Genomic DNA, 17,296 nt, shown 5'->3' with positions numbered 1-17,296 from the left:
GTTTCACAACGACTAATGTTCGATAATATCTTGGTACAGTGGTGCTAATTCAGCCAGTAATGCATTGCGGGTTGCTAGCGGAATATGTTGTTGTTTAAGTGCTTCTATTAAATGACCAACAACGGCATCAAAGTCCGCTTGGCTAATGTGTAATCCAATATGTGCATTGTACATTGATGCACCTTGGTACACACATTCACCGCCACTAACGACACATAAATGCTCAATAAGCCGTTGGCGAAAAATTTGAATATCAGTTTGTTCAAAATGATGCAAAATGCGTTTATCTTGGGACAAATTAACTAGAAAGTCATCGGTAATCATACTGACGCCTTTATCCCCTCCAAGTTGCTGATATAAGGTTGTTGGTTGGCTTGCACAGGCAACAGACAGTAATAACAACGCGCCAAAAACGACTACATGATGTTTAACAATCTTAACCATTACAGGGTTCCCTCTACAGATAAATACCACCCCTGTTGTTGCTCAAATCCTGCAATGCTGCCTAAATCAACATAAGCGCCCACAACAGAAAGGTGTTTATTGACAAACCAAGCCATAAAAATATCCTGCCAATCATTTTCTTCTGCAAAACCAAGTTGATCAGGTTTTTGTTTGTATTCATAGCCTAGTGCAATATTATCGGTTAATAATACAGCAATAGAGGCTTCAGCTTGCAGTTGGTAATTGTTGTTTGTAGCAGTGCCAAAACCAAGCAAACCGATTTGATTAGCCTTGGTGGCTCTAAGGGTTAAGTTGGTCACCAGGTTGCGGCCCGCAATAGCATCAAAATAGACTTTGCTGGCAGCTAAATAGATATCAACTCCCCAGTCATTCCTTGCCCCAACGGCTTGTGGTAACGCAAAATCGTCCACCCGTTTATATTGTAGCCCTAAGCTAATTTGTGGCATGGCGGTATATAACACTTCACCGACTAGTTTGTATTTTACGCCAACAATATCTTGGCCCAGTTTGCCGCCTAGAGTGTCTAGATCAAATGTTTGCTTAGCAATACTGAGTTCAAAGCGATTATCAATGCTTAAGGACGCACCAATAGAATGTAAGGTGAAATCGTCAACATAGACGGCAGTATTCATTGCAGTGAAAGACCATTGGTCTGAGCTTGCATAACCATTAATTACTGCCCACGGCACTATTCCTCCGCCAGCACTGCCCTCAATAGTTGTCGTGCCGCCAGTAGCAATTACTTTGCTTGTTTCAGCTTGAGCACACACGCTGATTAGGCTTAATAGCACCGCTAATATAATGCACATTGGTTGATACATTAGTGTGGCGTATCCTTACTGAGAGTCTGAATATTAGACTGATTAAATTGTTGGAACCACACAATAAAATCATCTGCTTTTAGCGGCTTAGAATACACATAACCTTGAATTATGTCGCAATTGAGTCCACGTAGAATATTGATCCCTTCTACAGATTCAACGCCTTCAGCCACGACGGATAAATTGAGCCCTTTAATTAATCGAATGCTGCTATCCACAATCATTAAATCAGTTGCATCGGTATGAATATCTTTGATAAAACTGCGATCAATCTTCACTTCATTAACGGGCAGTAGCTTTAAGTAAGCTAATGAAGAGTGCCCGGTGCCAAAGTCGTCGATGGCAATGGCCAAACCGATATTTCTAAACTGCTGTAAAACGGCAATTACCGTTTGTGCATCTTTCATCACAGCACCTTCGGTTACCTCTATCGACAAAGCATTAATCGGTAAATGATTGCTAATCAGTAACTTTTCAATGTCTAACGGCAGCTGAGGATTAGTGAGATCGTGGGCTGATAAATTAATCGCCACCGTCAGCGAAATACCTTGCAGCTGCCATTGGGCTAGCTGCTTTATGGTGGTATTTAACACCCAGTCACTAATCATCGAGATATTACCTGAGTTTTCAGCTAAGCGAATAAATTCATCTGGCGGGATAAATCCCAATTCCGGGTGTTGCCAGCGGATTAGCGTTTCTGCACCATGGCAATGATTACTCTGAATATTCACTTTAGGTTGAAACACCAAATGTAATTGCCCTTGTGCTAAGGCAATCGGTAAATCACGAATAATCATTAACTCACGCAGATAGCGTTCATCTTCGCCTTGTTGATAAGTGGCAATGCCTAGGGATTCCACTCGGGCCTGATTTAATGCAATTTCAGCATGGCGAATTAACGTGTCGATGTCATTACAGTCATAGTCACTGGATAAATCAACAATCCCTACCCGCACATTGACACTTATTTTTGAACCCTGAATAGAAAATGGGTTAGTTAATTGACGTAGATAGTTATCAAGCTTTTCATGATGAATACCCGGTTGAAATAGCAACAAAAACGAGTCGCCATCCAAGCGCGATATTAATTGGGCCGTTGGGGATAAGCTTTCTAAACGGCTGGCAAACAACACCAATAAATCGTCGGCATTGGCAAATCCAATGATGTTATTTAAATGGCGAAAGTTTTTAATGTCTATCATCACTAAGCTGCCATGCATTTTACTGAGCAGCAGGCTGAGTTGTTGTTTAGCAGCCAAGCGATTATATAAACCCGTGAGGTTATCGTGTTGTGATTGATAAACTAAATCGTTTTCGCGCGATTCAATATTTTCACGCATTATCGATAAGGTGTTGGCTAATACTTGTAACTCAGCAGGTGCACCTTTAATTGGCGGAGGGTTTTCACCTTGGCCGACTTTGCGTGCAAAATTAACTAGCGCATAAATGGGTTTCGTTAAGCCGCCAGAAAACCAAGCGGCAACCATAAACGCCAGTAAACACGTTATCGCGAATATAATTAACATGTTATTACGCAGGGCATCGTAATTTTGCTGCCACTTAACATTTGATTGATGCAGTACCGCCCACTGATGACCACTATTTTTATCTAACGCAATGGTAGTAGATAAGTAGTTTGATGGTATGTCATCACTGACCTTATCCACTGTCTTTGCGAGTAGGTTAATACGCGCTAAAACATCTTGTTGTTGAGCTTGGGCTAAGGTCGAGACAATTTCAATTCTGCCAGCGGACTGGTTGATAAAACTGATATCAATTCCGGTAATGGTTTTGGCTTGGTCTGCGACATTCTTGTCCATAGTGAAACCCATGCCGACCCAGGCTATTAATGTTGGGGCTTTGACGGGTTGCAACACAAATTGGTAACTACTGTGGTCATAATTAAAAATTTCAAACGTGGTTGAGCGATTCTTGGTTAATGCAAATAACTCATCAACATTGGCTGCAGTGAGACCTTGTAAGCTTGAAGAAAGTAATTTCCCCTGTGGAGATAATAAAATAGCAGCGTCAGCATTAATACGCCTGCCATGGTTGGCTAACACTGACGATATTGTATCTTGCTCGCCAGTGGCCACAGCGCGTTTAAAACCAAAGTCAGCACTGAGTAACGACAAACTTTGATTAAGCTGATCGCTTCGATTCGACAACATTTCGACAAAAATATTGGAGCCAATATTAAGATTTTGAGTTTGTTGTTGGCGAAAATCTCGCTGAGTTGCGCTTAATACAAACAACGCAGTAGTTAACTGCATTAAGGTTAATATTAATAGAAAAGCTATTATCAGTCGGTTGCGAAAACTAGTTGGCATGTTATCCCGTGGTATCGCTTGCTTGAAGGTAACTACCAAAGCCGCTAGGTGGTGCCGATGGTTTTTCTTGGTGTTCAACATCAATACTCAGCGTTAGTTGATTATGGTCATTGCTTACTATGACCAAAGATGATGGTGTTGCAGTGATCTGCCAAGGATGCCAAATGTTGACTTGGTATTCGCCTGCAGGTAAATCTGTTAATTGGATTTTACCTTGTGCATCACTCACCGAAAAGTAAGGACTGCTGGCCACATAAATAAAGGCCTGCATGTAATCATGAATATTGCAGCCTATGGCAACTAAACCTGGTTTATCAAATGTAATCGGGTCTTCAGTTGTGCCTACATACAATTTCAACTCAAATTGTTTGGCTTCAGAAAAAGAATAAACATGGTGCCGAGTACGATCTAAATTAGGAAAATCAACGTTGGCACCTTGTGGTACAGCCAATACAAAAGGTGAGAACACTCGATTTTGTTGGCGCATTTGGTAATGTGCCAAGGTCGATGGCGTTGTATTAGATGGTGACGTAGAAATTAACTCTACCACGCTATCGCTGAGCATCACGCCTTGCGCATCGGTAACATCAACCGTTAACGTCGCCGCTGTAACTGCCGCTGAAAAAAAATACGTTAAACACAGCAAGCATGTCGTAAATGGATTTATTGGCATGTATTGGCCTCATTATTAAGAGTGTAGCAAGAGTGCCGCGTTGTGGTTAATTATCTACGTAATATGGCATCATAACCTACAAGGATCAAAATACAGCATCATCACAACGTAATGCGACTATTTGTTTCGGTATACATCAGCAAACGAGGTGTTCATGAAAGTGTATTTATCTATCAGTTTAGTACTGATATCGTTAATCCTGCTTATTCCCGGGGTGACAAAACCGATGTTAACGATAACGGGTACCATTGAAAAGTCGCAGTTAGTGGATACAGGTAAGGATATGTTAATCCAAGATTTAACGGAAGACTCTCGTGCTAATACCCGTGGAATATTGGATATTGCCGCCAGTATGTTAGGTCTGGATACGCTAGACGGTGAAGTAGAGGTTTTTCGTAATAGCCGCAGTATCATCGACACCATTGCAGCACTATATCAGTCACATCATTTTGTCGTGGCCATGTTGGTCGGGTTATTCAGTATTGTGATCCCTGCGATTAAGTTAATCACTATGCTTATATTACTGCTGCCAGTGACGCCCTTAATTAAGCAAAGATTGAGCAAAATGATCAGTGTTATCGGTAAATGGTCTATGGCCGATGTTTTTGTGGTCGCAATTATTGTGACCTACATGGCAGGTAATGCGTCAGCTGGAATGGGGGACATGCTTAAGACTCAATCCCAGTTTGAAATCGGTTTCTATTATTTTTTAGGCTACTGTATTTTTTCAATCGCCAGCCAGATGATGATCGATATGACACAAACGCAAAAGTCGCAGAATGCCTCTCGCTAATATAGACAGCCGAGGCCGCTAGACTTGTGAGCTGACAACATTGAGATTCAACGTTAATGTAAAAAGGGCCTAAATCAGCTTATTATTTTGATGAGCCATCGAAGTCACGATATTTCGCGACTTATATTTTGCAATGGTTATAATGAGTCTATGCACTAGTAACGTTAAGATTGACCATGACTGACTCTACAACCACTAAATATATTGGCACCGATCATTTTCTGCCTGAAAATACTTTGTTGCTTAATGCCATGACAGAAGGCGTGTATGGTTTTGATTTAGCGGGTAATGCGGTGTTCATTAACCCCGCAGCAGAACAAATGACTGGCTGGAAAAGTGCTGAATTAATTGGCAGAAATATTCACGACTGCCATCATCATAGTCATGCCGATGGTAGCCATTATCCTCAACATGACTGTCCCATTTATCGCACCTTACATGATGCTATTCCTCGGCAAGTGAACGAAGATGTATTTTGGCGTAAAGATGGCAGCAGCTTTCCGGTGTATTACAGCTCAACCCCTGTATATGATCAGCAACAACTTGTCGGTGTTATCGCGATATTTCGTGATGTAAGTATGCAAAAACATACCGAGCAATCGTTAAGACAAGCATTAGCACAAGTGCAGGCCTTGTCAGAACGGTTAGCATCAGAAAATCAATACTTACTCACTGAGCTACAAGGCCAACAAGGCGCGTCGGGAATATCGGGTAACAGCCAACCTATCAATCAACTCATTCAGCAGATCCATTTGGTCGCTAATACCGACAGTACGGTGTTAATTTGCGGTGAAAACGGCACCGGCAAAGAGTTAGTTGCGCGTAACTTACACAGGCTAAGTCATCGTAAAGACCAGCCGATGGTGAGTGTTAACTGCGCCGCATTTTCGACCGCATTGTTAGAAAGTGAGCTGTTTGGTCATGAAAAAGGCGCATTTACTGGTGCTACAGCACGTCGCAAAGGCCGGTTTGAATTAGCCAATAATGGCACCTTATTTTTAGATGAAATTGCTGAACTGAGTTTATCGGCACAATCTAAATTGTTACGGGTAATTCAAGAGCAAAGCTTCGAGCGCGTTGGCAGTAGTGAAACCATTAAGGTCAATATTCGCTTAGTGGCTGCCACCCATCACGATTTAGCCGCGCGAGTAGAGCAAGGCTTGTTTCGCATGGACTTATATTATCGCTTGAATGTGTTTCCAATAACGGTGCCGCCGTTACGAGAGCGCCGCGAAGATATTCCGCAATTAGTCAGTGATTTAGTCGCATCGCTGAGTAAAAAGCTTGGTAAAAAAATCACTAAAGTGAGTGCTAAAGGGTTGAAGAACTTACAGCAATACTCCTGGCCCGGTAACGTACGTGAGCTACAAAACCTGATTGAGCGAGAAATGATTTTATCGCAAAGCGGTCATTTGCTGTTTAATACTTTACCTGTAGCGGTTACAACTCCGTTAGCTACCAGCACGTTAACCATGGCACAAGCCGAAGCTGCGCATATTATTGCGATATTAAATGCTAGCCACTGGCGTATTTCTGGTCCGTCTGGTGCTGCTGCGATGTTAGATATGCCTGCGAGTACCTTACGATCTAGGATGAAAAAGTTAGCTATTAGTCGCTAATTTTTTATCATGTATTTTATTAAGTCACGATATATCGCGTAAAAATCGATATGTCGTGACTTTGTTTTATAATCTACTGGTTTTAATTGTTTAAAATCAGTAGATTATATTTATATTTGAGTTGGCTTAGTCTTTGCTACAGCAGGGCAATATTGTGTTATAGGAATACATTCATGCCTAAGTCATCATCTCAAACTCCATCAGCGACATCGTCAGTTGATAAAGCTGCCGTTTCACAACGGATTCCAGTGGTGCAAATTGCTACGCCGTCGACAAAAATTCATGTTCGTGAACAGAAAGGCGTATTTCAACGGCTGCGTCAGCACAGTAATACTTTACTGATTGCGATTTTTTTCCTGATCCCATTTATCAATTATCAAGGCCGACAAGCCATTCTGTTTGATGTAACCGAACAGCAATTCTTTTTCTTCAATATCACTTTGTGGCCACAAGACTTTACCGTATTAGCGTGGTTTTTTATGGCCGCGGCTTTTGCATTATTTTTTGTCACCGTTTATTGGGGCCGAGTTTGGTGTGGCTTTTTGTGTCCGCAAACCGCATGGACCTTTATATATATGTGGGTTGAAGCCAAGGTAGAGGGCAATCATCATCATCGAGCGGCATTAGACAAAGCGCCATGGTCACTGAGTAAAGTGCGTAAACGAGTGACGAAGCATGCGGTGTGGATAGTGTTTGCCTTGCTAACCGGCTGCGGGTTTATTGGTTATTTTATGCCTGCACGCGAGTTATATGTTGATATTTTTAGCATGAGTAGTGGTTTTTGGACTGGCACCTGGGTGTGGTTTTTTGCCATATGCACTTATTTAAATGCCGGCTGGATGCGCGAAATGATGTGTTTGCATTGTTGTCCTTACTCGCGTTTTCAAGCGGTGATGTTTGACGCCAACACTAAAACAGTGAGCTATGATGCTGAGCGAGGAGAATCTCGTGGGCCACGTAAGCGCTCACAAACAACGGAGCTAGGTGACTGTGTAGACTGTAATTTGTGTGTTGACGTTTGCCCCACTGGGATTGATATTCGTAACGGCTTGCAATACGAATGTATTAACTGCGGTGCCTGCGTTGATGCATGTAATCAAACCATGGAAAAATTTGGTTATGCCCCCAATTTAATCAGCTTTACCAGCGAAAACGCCTTAAAAGGACAACCAAAAGCCAGCCTGTTGTCGCTAAAATCGCTTGGTTACGCCAGTGCATTACTGATCATGATTGTGCTGATTATTAGTGATTTAAGTCACTTAAGCCATATACAGCTCAATGTGATCCGCGACCGCCAAACCTTATATCGTCAAGTGGGCATCGATCAGGTTGAAAACAGTTATCAACTTAAAATTCGCAATAAAACTCAACAAATGGCTTTTTATCAAATCAGTATCAGCAATGACGATCCCCAAAAGCAAACATTGCAAATAGTCACCGACAGCTTAATTGCGATAAAACCTGCAGAACAACTGGATTATCCGTTGACCCTCAGTGGCCGCCTGAGTGACCGTACGAGTGATAGCACCCAACAAACAGTGCAATTTAAGGTGACCCAAATTCAAAGTTTGGAAAATCCAACGCCAACGGAACCTGCTAATGAGATCTCGCAAACATCACGCTTCTTTTGGCCGTAATCTCAGTATCTCAGTATGACGGCATAAACGCGTGTCGACATTATTGGATGCTACGCAGCAAAGTGGGTAAGTAACAAAAAGGCTTGTCGCATTATTAATGGGACAAGCCTTTTTTGCTAAATAACTACAGTGTTATCGCGATAAACCATTAACGCTGATGTAGTGCGTAGTCGCTACCATCTTTAGCAGTAAACACTTTACAGTTGCCTTCAGTTGGCTGACAACCTGTATGGATTAAGCTAATCCACTGCTTGTATGGCGTCGGCAAATTCTTGATTGGAATCGCAACCTGAATGTCTTCAATATTAGCCTGGTCTGTGGTGCCCATTTGTCCTTGGCGGTCGAAACAAATCTCAACATGGGTATCATTATTCTTTAATACAACAGACGTTGGTTCACTTTTGTGACCAGTCAGTGCCACAAATTGACATGGATTTTGTAAACCACACTGAGAGCCGTCTTTTAAAAATGCCAATAAGTGAGTGTAGTAAACTACATAGCTGCTGACATCTTGGTGCGAGCCTTCAGTTAATGGAAATTGTGCATCCAAAAAGTCTTTGGCGTTTGTGGTGCGATCCTGTTGATTCGTCGTTGCCACAAATTGCTCACCAATGAAGCGGTTAAGGTTTTGGGTGGCAGTTGCGCTTGCTTGAGTAGACATATTCATCGCCTTATTCCTCTTCGTATTGTTGTAGGTCACAAAACCTTTTTCAGTATTGTTTATCATTAAGCCTTGTTCGCAGCTTGATTTTTAGTCTATGCTATTTTTACAAACAATTTCACAATAAAAATTTTACAGTGTGAATTATACAAAATGAGAAATGAAAAAAGCTTAATGCGAAAGACCCATTTTTTGGGCACAAAGATAAGAAACTTGCGTAAACGCAATAACTTAACCATGGAAGACTTGTCTGCTCGTTGTGTGCGTGTTGACTCAGGTAACTCGCCGTCAGTGTCATACTTGTCAATGATCGAGCGCGGAAAACGTGTTCCAAGCGCTGATATGTTGGCGGTAATTGCGGTCGTTTTTCAAAAAGAAGTGGAATGGTTTCTTGATGATGTGCCAGAAGATGAAGCGATTACGCCTGAAAAAGGCAATAAAGGCGGCATTAGTGGTATGCCGCTAGAGCCGAGTTTTTTGTTCTCCAATGACATTTTGCAAATTGCCATCCCTGAAATGTTGTCGCAAACCGGCACCAGTGGCCGCCAATTTGCTCATTTACTGATCCGCGCCCACCAAGAACATCATCAAAACCATTTTCCTGATTTAGAGCGTGCGGCCGAAGAAGTCGGCTTAAAGCGTATGCCGCTTGCCACCGAAGATATTATCGATATTGCCAAAGGCATGGGTTTAAAAATTAAATGGATCGACCGTGCGCCTAAAGAAGTTATCAACGAAATGGGCTTGAGTTCTAAGCAGTTGGTGACCTCATTTTTTGAGCCACCGGGAACCATTTATATCAGTAATATTCTGAAAAATAGACCCAGCAGGTTGAGATATGACTTGGCCGTGCACATAGGTCATTGTGTGTTGCACAATAAAGATGGCTTAAAAAGTGTGATGATGTCTGGTCGCCGTGATGACTTTGATGATGCGCTGGTTCCTCAGTCAAACACCTTGAATGCACAAGATATTTTGCATGCATGGCGTGACTTTGAATCAAGCTTTTTTGCGGGTGCGTTGTTGTGTCCTAAAGTGCCGTATCGACAGTTACTTGACCGACATGGCTATGAGATTAGTGTGCATAAACAACTGCAAGTGTCAGCGTCTGTTGCTATGCGCCGCATGACGGTAGTGTCGCCTTATCCGCACTGGCATTACTTTGATGCCTACGCACCGGGTAAGCTAAAAGCGGTTTATCGTGGTAATGGTATTCCTTTGCCTTGGGGTAACATGCGCCTGGTAGAAGATCCTTGTCAGCACTGGGCTGTGTTTAGAATGATCAACGAGCCAGTTGCAGGTACGTCTGCGCAAATATCGATTTTAAATGTCGGTAATGAACCGCGCATTTATTGCTGTGAATCGATTAAGGTTGATGACTCGGCAGGTAATCCGCATGTGTTATGTGCGGGTATTGATTTAAACCCGGCGATTGAAGCGCAAGGCAAAGATGCGCAGTCGATTGCACATGAATTAAAACAAGCTTGCTCAACGGGCGGCGGTTCAATCATTATCCCCAAACATATCCAAAAAGATCTCACTAGTGTGGCGAAAATCCTTAATATTAACTGGATTGAACGTGGGATTAAAAAAGATGCACAACTAATTTGTTCGCGTGGAGCTGTGTGCCCACGTCAACCAAGCTGTTATGCCGCAGGGCGTAATTTATGCGAGGGAGATCAAGGCTAAGTTGACCTTTGTTGATGCCGAATCTGCATAAGTTGATGCGGCTAAACAGGCATTATTAAACGGCACCTCAGTCCTGTTAAAGAGGAAACCGCACCGTAATGCAAAGCCCGCAGTTATTGACGGCATCGGTTGGCGCTAAGCTAATTTTTGCATCCATTTGCTGCACAATACTCGCCACAATCGCTAATCCCAACCCTGAGCCATATTCGTTACTGCCCAATACTCGATAAAAGGGTTCAAACACTTTTAGAGCTTCATCTGTGGCGATACCAGGACCAGTGTCTTTGATGGTCATCTCAATGTATTGATCTGTTTTAGTAATGCTTAAATCAATTTTACCGCCATTTGGGGTGTAGCGAATCGCATTGTCGATAAGGTTGTGAATTAAGGTTTTTAAACGGACTGGATTAGCATTGAGTTCGGCGTCGTTATCTTGGCTAAAGCCCAAATCAATCTCTTTCGCTTCTGCAAGTGGGTACAGATCTTCAATCACCTCAACGAACACCATTTTTAACGATATTGTTTGAGGTTGTTGGACGCTGTTATCTTGTTGACGCGCCATCGACAATAGTTGTTCTAGTAGATGAATACTGCGACCTATTCCGGCTTGTAGTGCATTAAGCTTCTGGCGCGCATCGTCCGTTAACTGTGTCTGCTGAAGACGTTGTGCCTGTAACGACAGTGCAGTTATGGGCGATCTTAATTCATGAGCAGCATCGGCAATAAAGCGCTTTTGGCTAGCAATAACCTGGCTATTTTTGCTGAGTAAACGATTAATTGCCTCAACAAAGGGCACTATTTCACTCGGTAATTGAGTGGTGGGAATTAGCTGTAGGTCGTGCTCAGTTTGACGGTCAACTTCGTGGGCTAAAATACTAATCGGGCCAAGAATTTTGCCTAAAATATACCCCAGTAATAACAGTAAAATTGGAATTAATACTAACAATGGCATCAGAGTGTGCAGCGCGGTTTCAAACGCAATATCGTCACGAATAGCAGTATCTTGGGCGATGGCGATACGTTGAGTGGATGACAAGGTACGTACAAACACTCGCCAAGATTGGTTGGCTAAATTAACCGTATGAAATCCATCGGTTAAATTGTTCGGCAAGGCTAGGGCATTTTGGGCTAAGGCATTGCTTGCTGAGTTACTACCCAATAACTGCACTGAAACCTGAAACTCCAACTGATCTTGGCTTAACGGGGTGAGTGTTCTGTCGTTTAGCGTAAGCGAGTAATGGTCAAACAGCACGGCCATTTGTTGCAATACATCATCTTGGAGCTCATGGGCTTCTTCAAAGGCACTGCTAAAGGTAAAGCTGGCTGCTATTATCGCAACAGACAAAATGGCTGCTGAAATCCAATAAGATAAGCGTGTTTTTAACGAATTACTGGGGCGTTTTTTGACACCATCCATCCTACACCTCTGACATTTTTAATGGTTTCTGTACCCAATTTTTTACGCAAACAATGAATTAAAAACTCTACAGCATTACTTTCTACCTCTTCACCCCAGCCATAAATTCGTTCTTCTAAATCACTTTTTGAATGAATCGAACCGGGTCGAATAAGCAATGTTTGCAGTAGGGCGAACTCGCGGTTAGACAGTAAAATATTATCTTGAGTGAGGGTTTTGGCTTCATGTGTGGCTGGATTTAGCCAAACAATATTATTGGTTAATTCTGATGTATGTTGGTTGGCATTGCGCCTTGTTACTGCACGAATGCGTGCCAGTAGTTCGGTTATATCGAAGGGCTTAACGAGATAATCATCGGCACCTAAATCGAGCCCTTTGACTCGGTCTTCTAGGCTGTCTCTGGCGGTAAGAATGATCACCGCCAGTGCGGGATGCTGAGCTCGAATATATTGCATTACTTGCAAACCATCCAGTTTCGGTAAGCCAAGGTCGAGCAACACCACATCATATTGCTGGCAACGTAAACTGTGTAAGGCCGCTTCGCCGTCGCATATCCAATCGACCGCATAGGCGACATCTTTTAAGGCGCTTTGCATGGCATCGCCAATCATTTTATCGTCTTCTACTAATAAAATACGCATAGCACCTCAATCGGACATAATGACACAAAATGAAAAGTCTTGATTAATGATGTGTTGTCGCGGCTTGCTGCTTAAATAGCATTAAACACAACACCATACCAAAGAGTAATGCGGCCGACGCACTAAAGCGACTAAATTCTAATCCACCATGGCTAATGGGTTTATCTAAAAAGTCACCCACCACGGCACCTAAAGGTCTGGTTAAAATAAAGCTTAGCCAAAATAACAGAGTGCGAGATATAGAGCTCCAAAGATAGGCAGCTAATAACACTAATAACAGGCTACCAAAGATTAACGCACTGACATCATAACCAAGGCCTGCACTGTCTACTGTCCAGTCGCCTAGCGCTGTACCTAAGGTTTGTGACAGTAAAATCGTCACCCAATAAAAACATTCGGTTTTGGTATTGTTTATCGACTGATTAGACAGGCTACCTGCGCTGACGTACCAAATTGAAAATGACATACACAACAAGCTCACTAGTAGCAATGTGCCGCCGGTATAGCCAATGCCTAAAGAGCGGTCGGCAAAGTCAGCCATCGTTGTGCCAGCCGTCGTTGTAGCGATAATGGTGGCCCAATAAATACTCGAAGAATAATGTTTACTGCGAATTTGTATTGCTACCGCTATCGCGAATAAACCGATAAAAATAACAGAGCTAACTAAATAGCCGAGGTTAAGCGACATCGATAAAGCATCTCCTGCCGTTTCGCCTAAGGTGGTGGCCAGTATTTTTACCAACCAAAATATTAAGGTGACTTGCGGCACTTTAGTCAGCGCCTGCTTTTGTAGTGTGTCCATATCGATACTCACTTATATTGATAGATTATTGGCTTTTTTGCTGTTTGGCGCGAACTGATAGGTATGCCACAAGTGCAATAATAATCGCTAAAAACACAATGCTGGTGCTGGTGGTACCAAACCCTAGGCCGCCTTTACGAATGGGTTGTGACAGTAAGTCGCCGATAGATGCACCCAGTGGACGAGTTAATATATAAGCCAGCCAAAAGCACAATACGGCATTCGCCTTGAAGCGATAAAAGGCTAGGCCTATAAGCGTAATTAACCCACCAAATACGATTGCCGATATGCCATAACCTACATTCATATCTTCCGACACCCAATCGCCCACAGCAGTACCAAGTGCGAAGGTAAATAGAATGGCCAACCAATAAAATAGCTCACGTTTAAGAGTGACAATGGAGTGGATGGATAAGGTACGTTCTTTACTGAACCAGTATGCAAATGTTGCCGCTAATAATGCGCTAAACACCGCTGTCGATACCGGTAGAGGCACATCGAGTTTGTCAGTGAGAATGTCGGTGACTAAGGTGCCAAAAATACTGATAAGCACCACAACACTCCAATATGCACCTGGGCGATATTGGCTTTGTTTAAGCTGCACCCATAAGGCGAAAAGTAAAAATACTCCCATGATGATGCTGGTATTAATCATGCCTACGTGAAGATGGAAGCTAAGATAATCTGCTGCGGTTTCACCTACGGTAGTTGACATCATTTTTATGACCCAAAAAGTCAATGTTATTTCGGGCACTTTATTGAGCCAACCGTGTTGCGGTGCATTGCTGCTATTTGGAGTATTGCTGGTTACTGGTGTTATGACTATTGGTTTCATGTGGACTCCTGATCCAGTAGTGAAACATGCTGTAGTCATATAGTGCCGAGCAATACTTAGCCCAAACATAGGGCTAAGTATTAAGTGACTTTTTATTTATTTTGTAGAGTTAATCCCCAGTGCAATTCTGCCAATGCCTTCAGAAAGGTGATGCTGGAAAACCGCAATCGTTTTGTAGATTATTTTAGTTCATCCAACTCTATATACACTCTTGAAACTGTAGTCATTGGGCTAGTGGTTTTTAGCTTTGTGCTTGAAGTCGTTAAAGAAGTGTTTTTAGGTGCAGTATCAGGTAATGCTGCACGCAGTTGGGCTTCATCGTTAAATAACTTTGCCGCATCAATAGGAATTACAATTTCTGCGGGTAAGTTATTGCCGACATTATCGAGGCGTACAATGTGATCGGCATCAGGTCGAGTCGTTAGGCGTTTAACGAGAAACTGTACCTTATCGTCAGGGGTATTATTAACCTTAAGATAAGTATTGTTGTTGGCTTTTTGTAGCTCAAACTGGGTATCTAATTCATTGAATACTAACACCCTCGCCACGGTTAGCCCTTGGTTCTTCCATTGTGTTTCACCGCCGCGCTCAAAATGGCCTTTAACAATATCAACGCTTAAATGATTGATATGGTTTGGGTGAGCGGGAGATAACATTGATAGGTCAAATTGTTGCGGCACTATGGTCCAAATCGGATATCCACTAGCTGCCGATAACGTTAAGCCATTGATTACTGCAGTGTTAATTTGAGGGTCATCAAAGGATAGCTGTAACACAACTTGGGCATTATGTGGAGTGTGAAACATCGGTAAATGCGAGGCAAATAAACCATATTCACTACCAAACAACAGCATGCCGTGCAGTCCAACCCGAACTTGTGGCGTTACAGGGCTATTCGATGAGGTATCAATTTGTGTCGCATTGGCGGTGAGCGGCAGTAGTATCAAGATGGCCAGTAAACCCCGATACAAATCATGGTAAAAGCGACGCATGAATAATGGCGAAAACACTGTAGTGATATAGCGATTTAGTAGCATATTAGCGGCTCTTCTGTGTAGATGGCAGATGGGGCCGTCCCCGATGTGAATACCTGTCGATGAAAAGTGGTGCATGTCAGGCTGAGGTCGTCCTCAATGGGTTAATCATATCGATTAAATAAAGAATAAACCAGCTGTTATGCGGGGCGGTTCACAATTTGGATTCAATTCCAAAAGCAAGCCTATGCAGTAATTTCCTTGAAAGTCCTACCTACAATTGATTAGTTGATATTCGCTGTTATTTTCACCAAACATTAACAATAGTTCCCGTTTTGGAATTGATTCCATCGATATGATGAAGCGTCAATAATATAAAAAGGGGTGATAACCTATGAGCAATATAGATCTATTAGGGCGCCGTAAGTTTATTGCAGGTCTAGGTATTGCTGCTGGTGCAGCGATGGTAGCACCAGCAATGGCTGTGTCTGAAAAGGCGGATGGTGTTAAATGGGACAAAGAAGTTGAAATCGTCATTATTGGTTCTGGTTTTGCGGGTTTAGCTGCCGCAATCGAAGCCACCAAACATGGTGCAAAAGATGTCCATATATTTGAAAAAATGTCCTATTTTGGTGGTAACTCGGCTATTAACGGTGGGCTTTTTGCCGCACCAGGCACGCCGATGCAAAAGAAAGAAGGCGTTGAAGACTCAGTAGACAGAATGGTTAATGACCAATTATTGTCTGGTCGCGGCATTGCCGATGAAGGGTTATTACGCCATGTCGCATCTCACGCGGTTGAAGCGTTACAAATGACCTTAGATGCGGGTTCTGAATACCATCCTTACTTACAACAACTAGGCGGTCACTCGGTTGCACGTACTTACCAAACCTCAGTAAGTTGTGGTGCTGGTATCACCCAACCATTGTACAAAGAGTGTAAACGTATTGGTGTAAACACCCACAATCGTTCAAAATTTGAAGGATTTCTCGTCGGTAATAAAGGCGAAGTTGTTGGTGTTAAAATGCGTCAAAACTATCACTTTGGCGAAGACCAGCCTGGTAAAGTCCTTAATATTCGCGCCAAACGTGGTGTGATTATGGCTACCGGTGGCTTTGCGCAAAATGTTGATTTACGTATGGCTCAAGATCCTACTTTAACTGCAGACGTTGGTTGTACCAACGCACCAGGTGCAACAGGCGAGGGCATGTTCGAAATGTTCCGTTTAGGGGCTATCCCTGTGCATTTGGCTCACATTCAATCAGGTCCTTGGGCTTCACCTGATGAAGGTGGCTTTGGTTATGTGTCTAACTATTCAATTTTCAACTTACCTCATTCAATTGCCGTTAGCCGTACAACTGGTCAGCGTTTTATGAATGAAATTGCCGATCGTAAAACACGTGCTGATGCTGAATTAAGTAACCGTGATGAAAAAGGTAATCCTGTACCACCACTGTTGATTTCAAGCTTTAAAGACTCTAAAGCACATCCAAATACCGAAAAAGTGATTAAGTACAATGTCGGTTGGAAGTTTGAAAGCCTTGAAGAGTTGGCAACACACTTTGGTGTGCCTTTAGCCGGGTTAAAAGCACAAATCGCTGAATATAATGGCTATGTAAAATCTGGCGAAGATAAGCAGTTTGGCAAAGATATGACGTTGGCGAAAAACAAAATGATCGAAGCGCCATTTACTGTCGTTCGCTTGTGGCCAAAAGTGCATTACTGCCAAGGTGGTGTAAAAGTTAATACCAAAGCCGAAGTAACAGATAGCTTTACAGGTAAGTCTATTACTGGTCTTTATGCCGCTGGTGAAGTGTGTGGTGGTATTCATGGCGTTAGCCGTTTAGGCAGTTGTTCTATTCCAGAATGTATGGTGATGGGCATGACTGCTGCTAGAAGTCTCATGAACGTTTAACCAGACCAGTGAACAAGAGGAATC

15 protein-coding genes are annotated in these 17,296 nt (G+C 42.7%); 5 read left to right on the top strand and 10 right to left on the bottom strand.

Going from position 1 to position 17,296, the window contains the following annotated elements:
• Positions 1 to 12: 12 nt before the first annotated feature.
• Genes SFRI_RS20110 through SFRI_RS20095 form a run of 4 tightly spaced genes read right to left on the bottom strand, consistent with a single transcriptional unit; the run spans position 13 to position 4,289 of the window.
• Complete coding sequence (locus SFRI_RS20110; protein WP_011639320.1) at positions 13 to 444, bottom strand: group I truncated hemoglobin; 432 nt, start codon at positions 442 to 444, stop codon at positions 13 to 15.
• Positions 444 to 1,286 (bottom strand): DUF3034 family protein, encoded by an 843-nt coding sequence (locus tag SFRI_RS20105; protein WP_011639319.1) that lies wholly within the window; start codon positions 1,284 to 1,286, stop codon positions 444 to 446. The genes SFRI_RS20110 and SFRI_RS20105 overlap by 1 nt, the downstream gene beginning before the upstream one ends.
• Positions 1,286 to 3,616 carry a putative bifunctional diguanylate cyclase/phosphodiesterase gene (locus tag SFRI_RS20100; RefSeq protein ID WP_011639318.1) on the bottom strand — a complete coding sequence of 777 codons (2,331 nt, stop codon included), beginning with the start codon at positions 3,614 to 3,616 and terminating at the stop codon, positions 1,286 to 1,288. Before SFRI_RS20100 ends, SFRI_RS20105 begins: the two co-directional genes overlap by 1 nt.
• A 1-nt stretch (position 3,617) precedes the next feature.
• Positions 3,618 to 4,289 carry a methylamine utilization protein gene (locus SFRI_RS20095; RefSeq protein WP_011639317.1) on the bottom strand — a complete coding sequence of 224 codons (672 nt, stop codon included), beginning with the start codon at positions 4,287 to 4,289 and terminating at the stop codon, positions 3,618 to 3,620.
• A 154-nt stretch (positions 4,290 to 4,443) separates the two neighbouring features.
• Here SFRI_RS20095 and SFRI_RS20090 point away from each other — a divergent pair, with 154 nt between their 5' ends.
• The 3 genes from SFRI_RS20090 (at position 4,444) to ccoG (ending at position 8,338) form a co-directional block, all read left to right on the top strand.
• Complete coding sequence (locus tag SFRI_RS20090; RefSeq protein ID WP_041413255.1) at positions 4,444 to 5,082, top strand: paraquat-inducible protein A; 639 nt, start codon at positions 4,444 to 4,446, stop codon at positions 5,080 to 5,082.
• A gap of 176 nt (positions 5,083 to 5,258) precedes the next feature.
• Positions 5,259 to 6,701, top strand: coding sequence for a sigma-54 interaction domain-containing protein (locus SFRI_RS20085; protein ID WP_011639315.1), 1,443 nt, complete (start codon positions 5,259 to 5,261; stop codon positions 6,699 to 6,701).
• A 173-nt stretch (positions 6,702 to 6,874) separates the two neighbouring features.
• Positions 6,875 to 8,338 carry a cytochrome c oxidase accessory protein CcoG gene (gene ccoG, locus SFRI_RS20080; RefSeq protein ID WP_011639314.1) on the top strand — a complete coding sequence of 488 codons (1,464 nt, stop codon included), beginning with the start codon at positions 6,875 to 6,877 and terminating at the stop codon, positions 8,336 to 8,338.
• A gap of 148 nt (positions 8,339 to 8,486) precedes the next feature.
• On the opposite strand, the gene SFRI_RS20075 is transcribed toward ccoG, so the two are convergent.
• Positions 8,487 to 8,999, bottom strand: coding sequence for an aldolase/citrate lyase/malate synthase family protein (locus SFRI_RS20075; protein WP_049763561.1), 513 nt, complete (start codon positions 8,997 to 8,999; stop codon positions 8,487 to 8,489).
• A 153-nt stretch (positions 9,000 to 9,152) separates the two neighbouring features.
• Here SFRI_RS20075 and SFRI_RS20070 point away from each other — a divergent pair, with 153 nt between their 5' ends.
• Positions 9,153 to 10,688: a DUF3612 domain-containing protein gene (locus SFRI_RS20070; protein ID WP_011639312.1), complete on the top strand. Its 1,536-nt coding sequence runs from the start codon at positions 9,153 to 9,155 to the stop codon at positions 10,686 to 10,688.
• Positions 10,689 to 10,764: 76 nt separating this feature from the next.
• Here SFRI_RS20070 and SFRI_RS20065 read toward each other — a convergent pair whose 3' ends face one another.
• The 5 genes from SFRI_RS20065 to SFRI_RS21110 all read right to left on the bottom strand — a co-directional run bounded on the left by SFRI_RS20065 (position 10,765) and on the right by SFRI_RS21110 (position 15,420).
• A complete protein-coding gene (locus SFRI_RS20065) occupies positions 10,765 to 12,105 on the bottom strand; it encodes a sensor histidine kinase (protein ID WP_011639311.1) in 1,341 nt (446 codons plus the stop codon).
• Complete coding sequence (locus SFRI_RS20060; protein ID WP_011639310.1) at positions 12,069 to 12,746, bottom strand: response regulator transcription factor; 678 nt, start codon at positions 12,744 to 12,746, stop codon at positions 12,069 to 12,071. The genes SFRI_RS20065 and SFRI_RS20060 overlap by 37 nt, the downstream gene beginning before the upstream one ends.
• A 43-nt stretch (positions 12,747 to 12,789) precedes the next feature.
• Entirely contained in the window at positions 12,790 to 13,548 is a 759-nt protein-coding gene (locus tag SFRI_RS20055; protein ID WP_011639309.1) for a COG4705 family protein, read from the bottom strand.
• A 25-nt stretch (positions 13,549 to 13,573) separates the two neighbouring features.
• Positions 13,574 to 14,383, bottom strand: coding sequence for a COG4705 family protein (locus SFRI_RS20050; protein ID WP_011639308.1), 810 nt, complete (start codon positions 14,381 to 14,383; stop codon positions 13,574 to 13,576).
• Between the two features lie 179 nt (positions 14,384 to 14,562).
• Positions 14,563 to 15,420 (bottom strand): hypothetical protein, encoded by an 858-nt coding sequence (locus tag SFRI_RS21110; RefSeq protein ID WP_049763560.1) that lies wholly within the window; start codon positions 15,418 to 15,420, stop codon positions 14,563 to 14,565.
• A gap of 331 nt (positions 15,421 to 15,751) precedes the next feature.
• Here SFRI_RS21110 and ardA point away from each other — a divergent pair, with 331 nt between their 5' ends.
• Positions 15,752 to 17,272, top strand: coding sequence for an acrylate reductase flavoprotein subunit ArdA (gene ardA, locus SFRI_RS20040; protein ID WP_011639306.1), 1,521 nt, complete (start codon positions 15,752 to 15,754; stop codon positions 17,270 to 17,272).
• Positions 17,273 to 17,296: the final 24 nt, after the last annotated feature.

Origin of the sequence: Shewanella frigidimarina NCIMB 400 (genome assembly GCF_000014705.1) — a bacterium.
Taxonomy (GTDB): domain Bacteria; phylum Pseudomonadota; class Gammaproteobacteria; order Enterobacterales; family Shewanellaceae; genus Shewanella; species Shewanella frigidimarina.
Note: the sequence above shows the minus strand (reverse complement) of the source record. Positions and strands in the feature narration are given on the sequence as shown.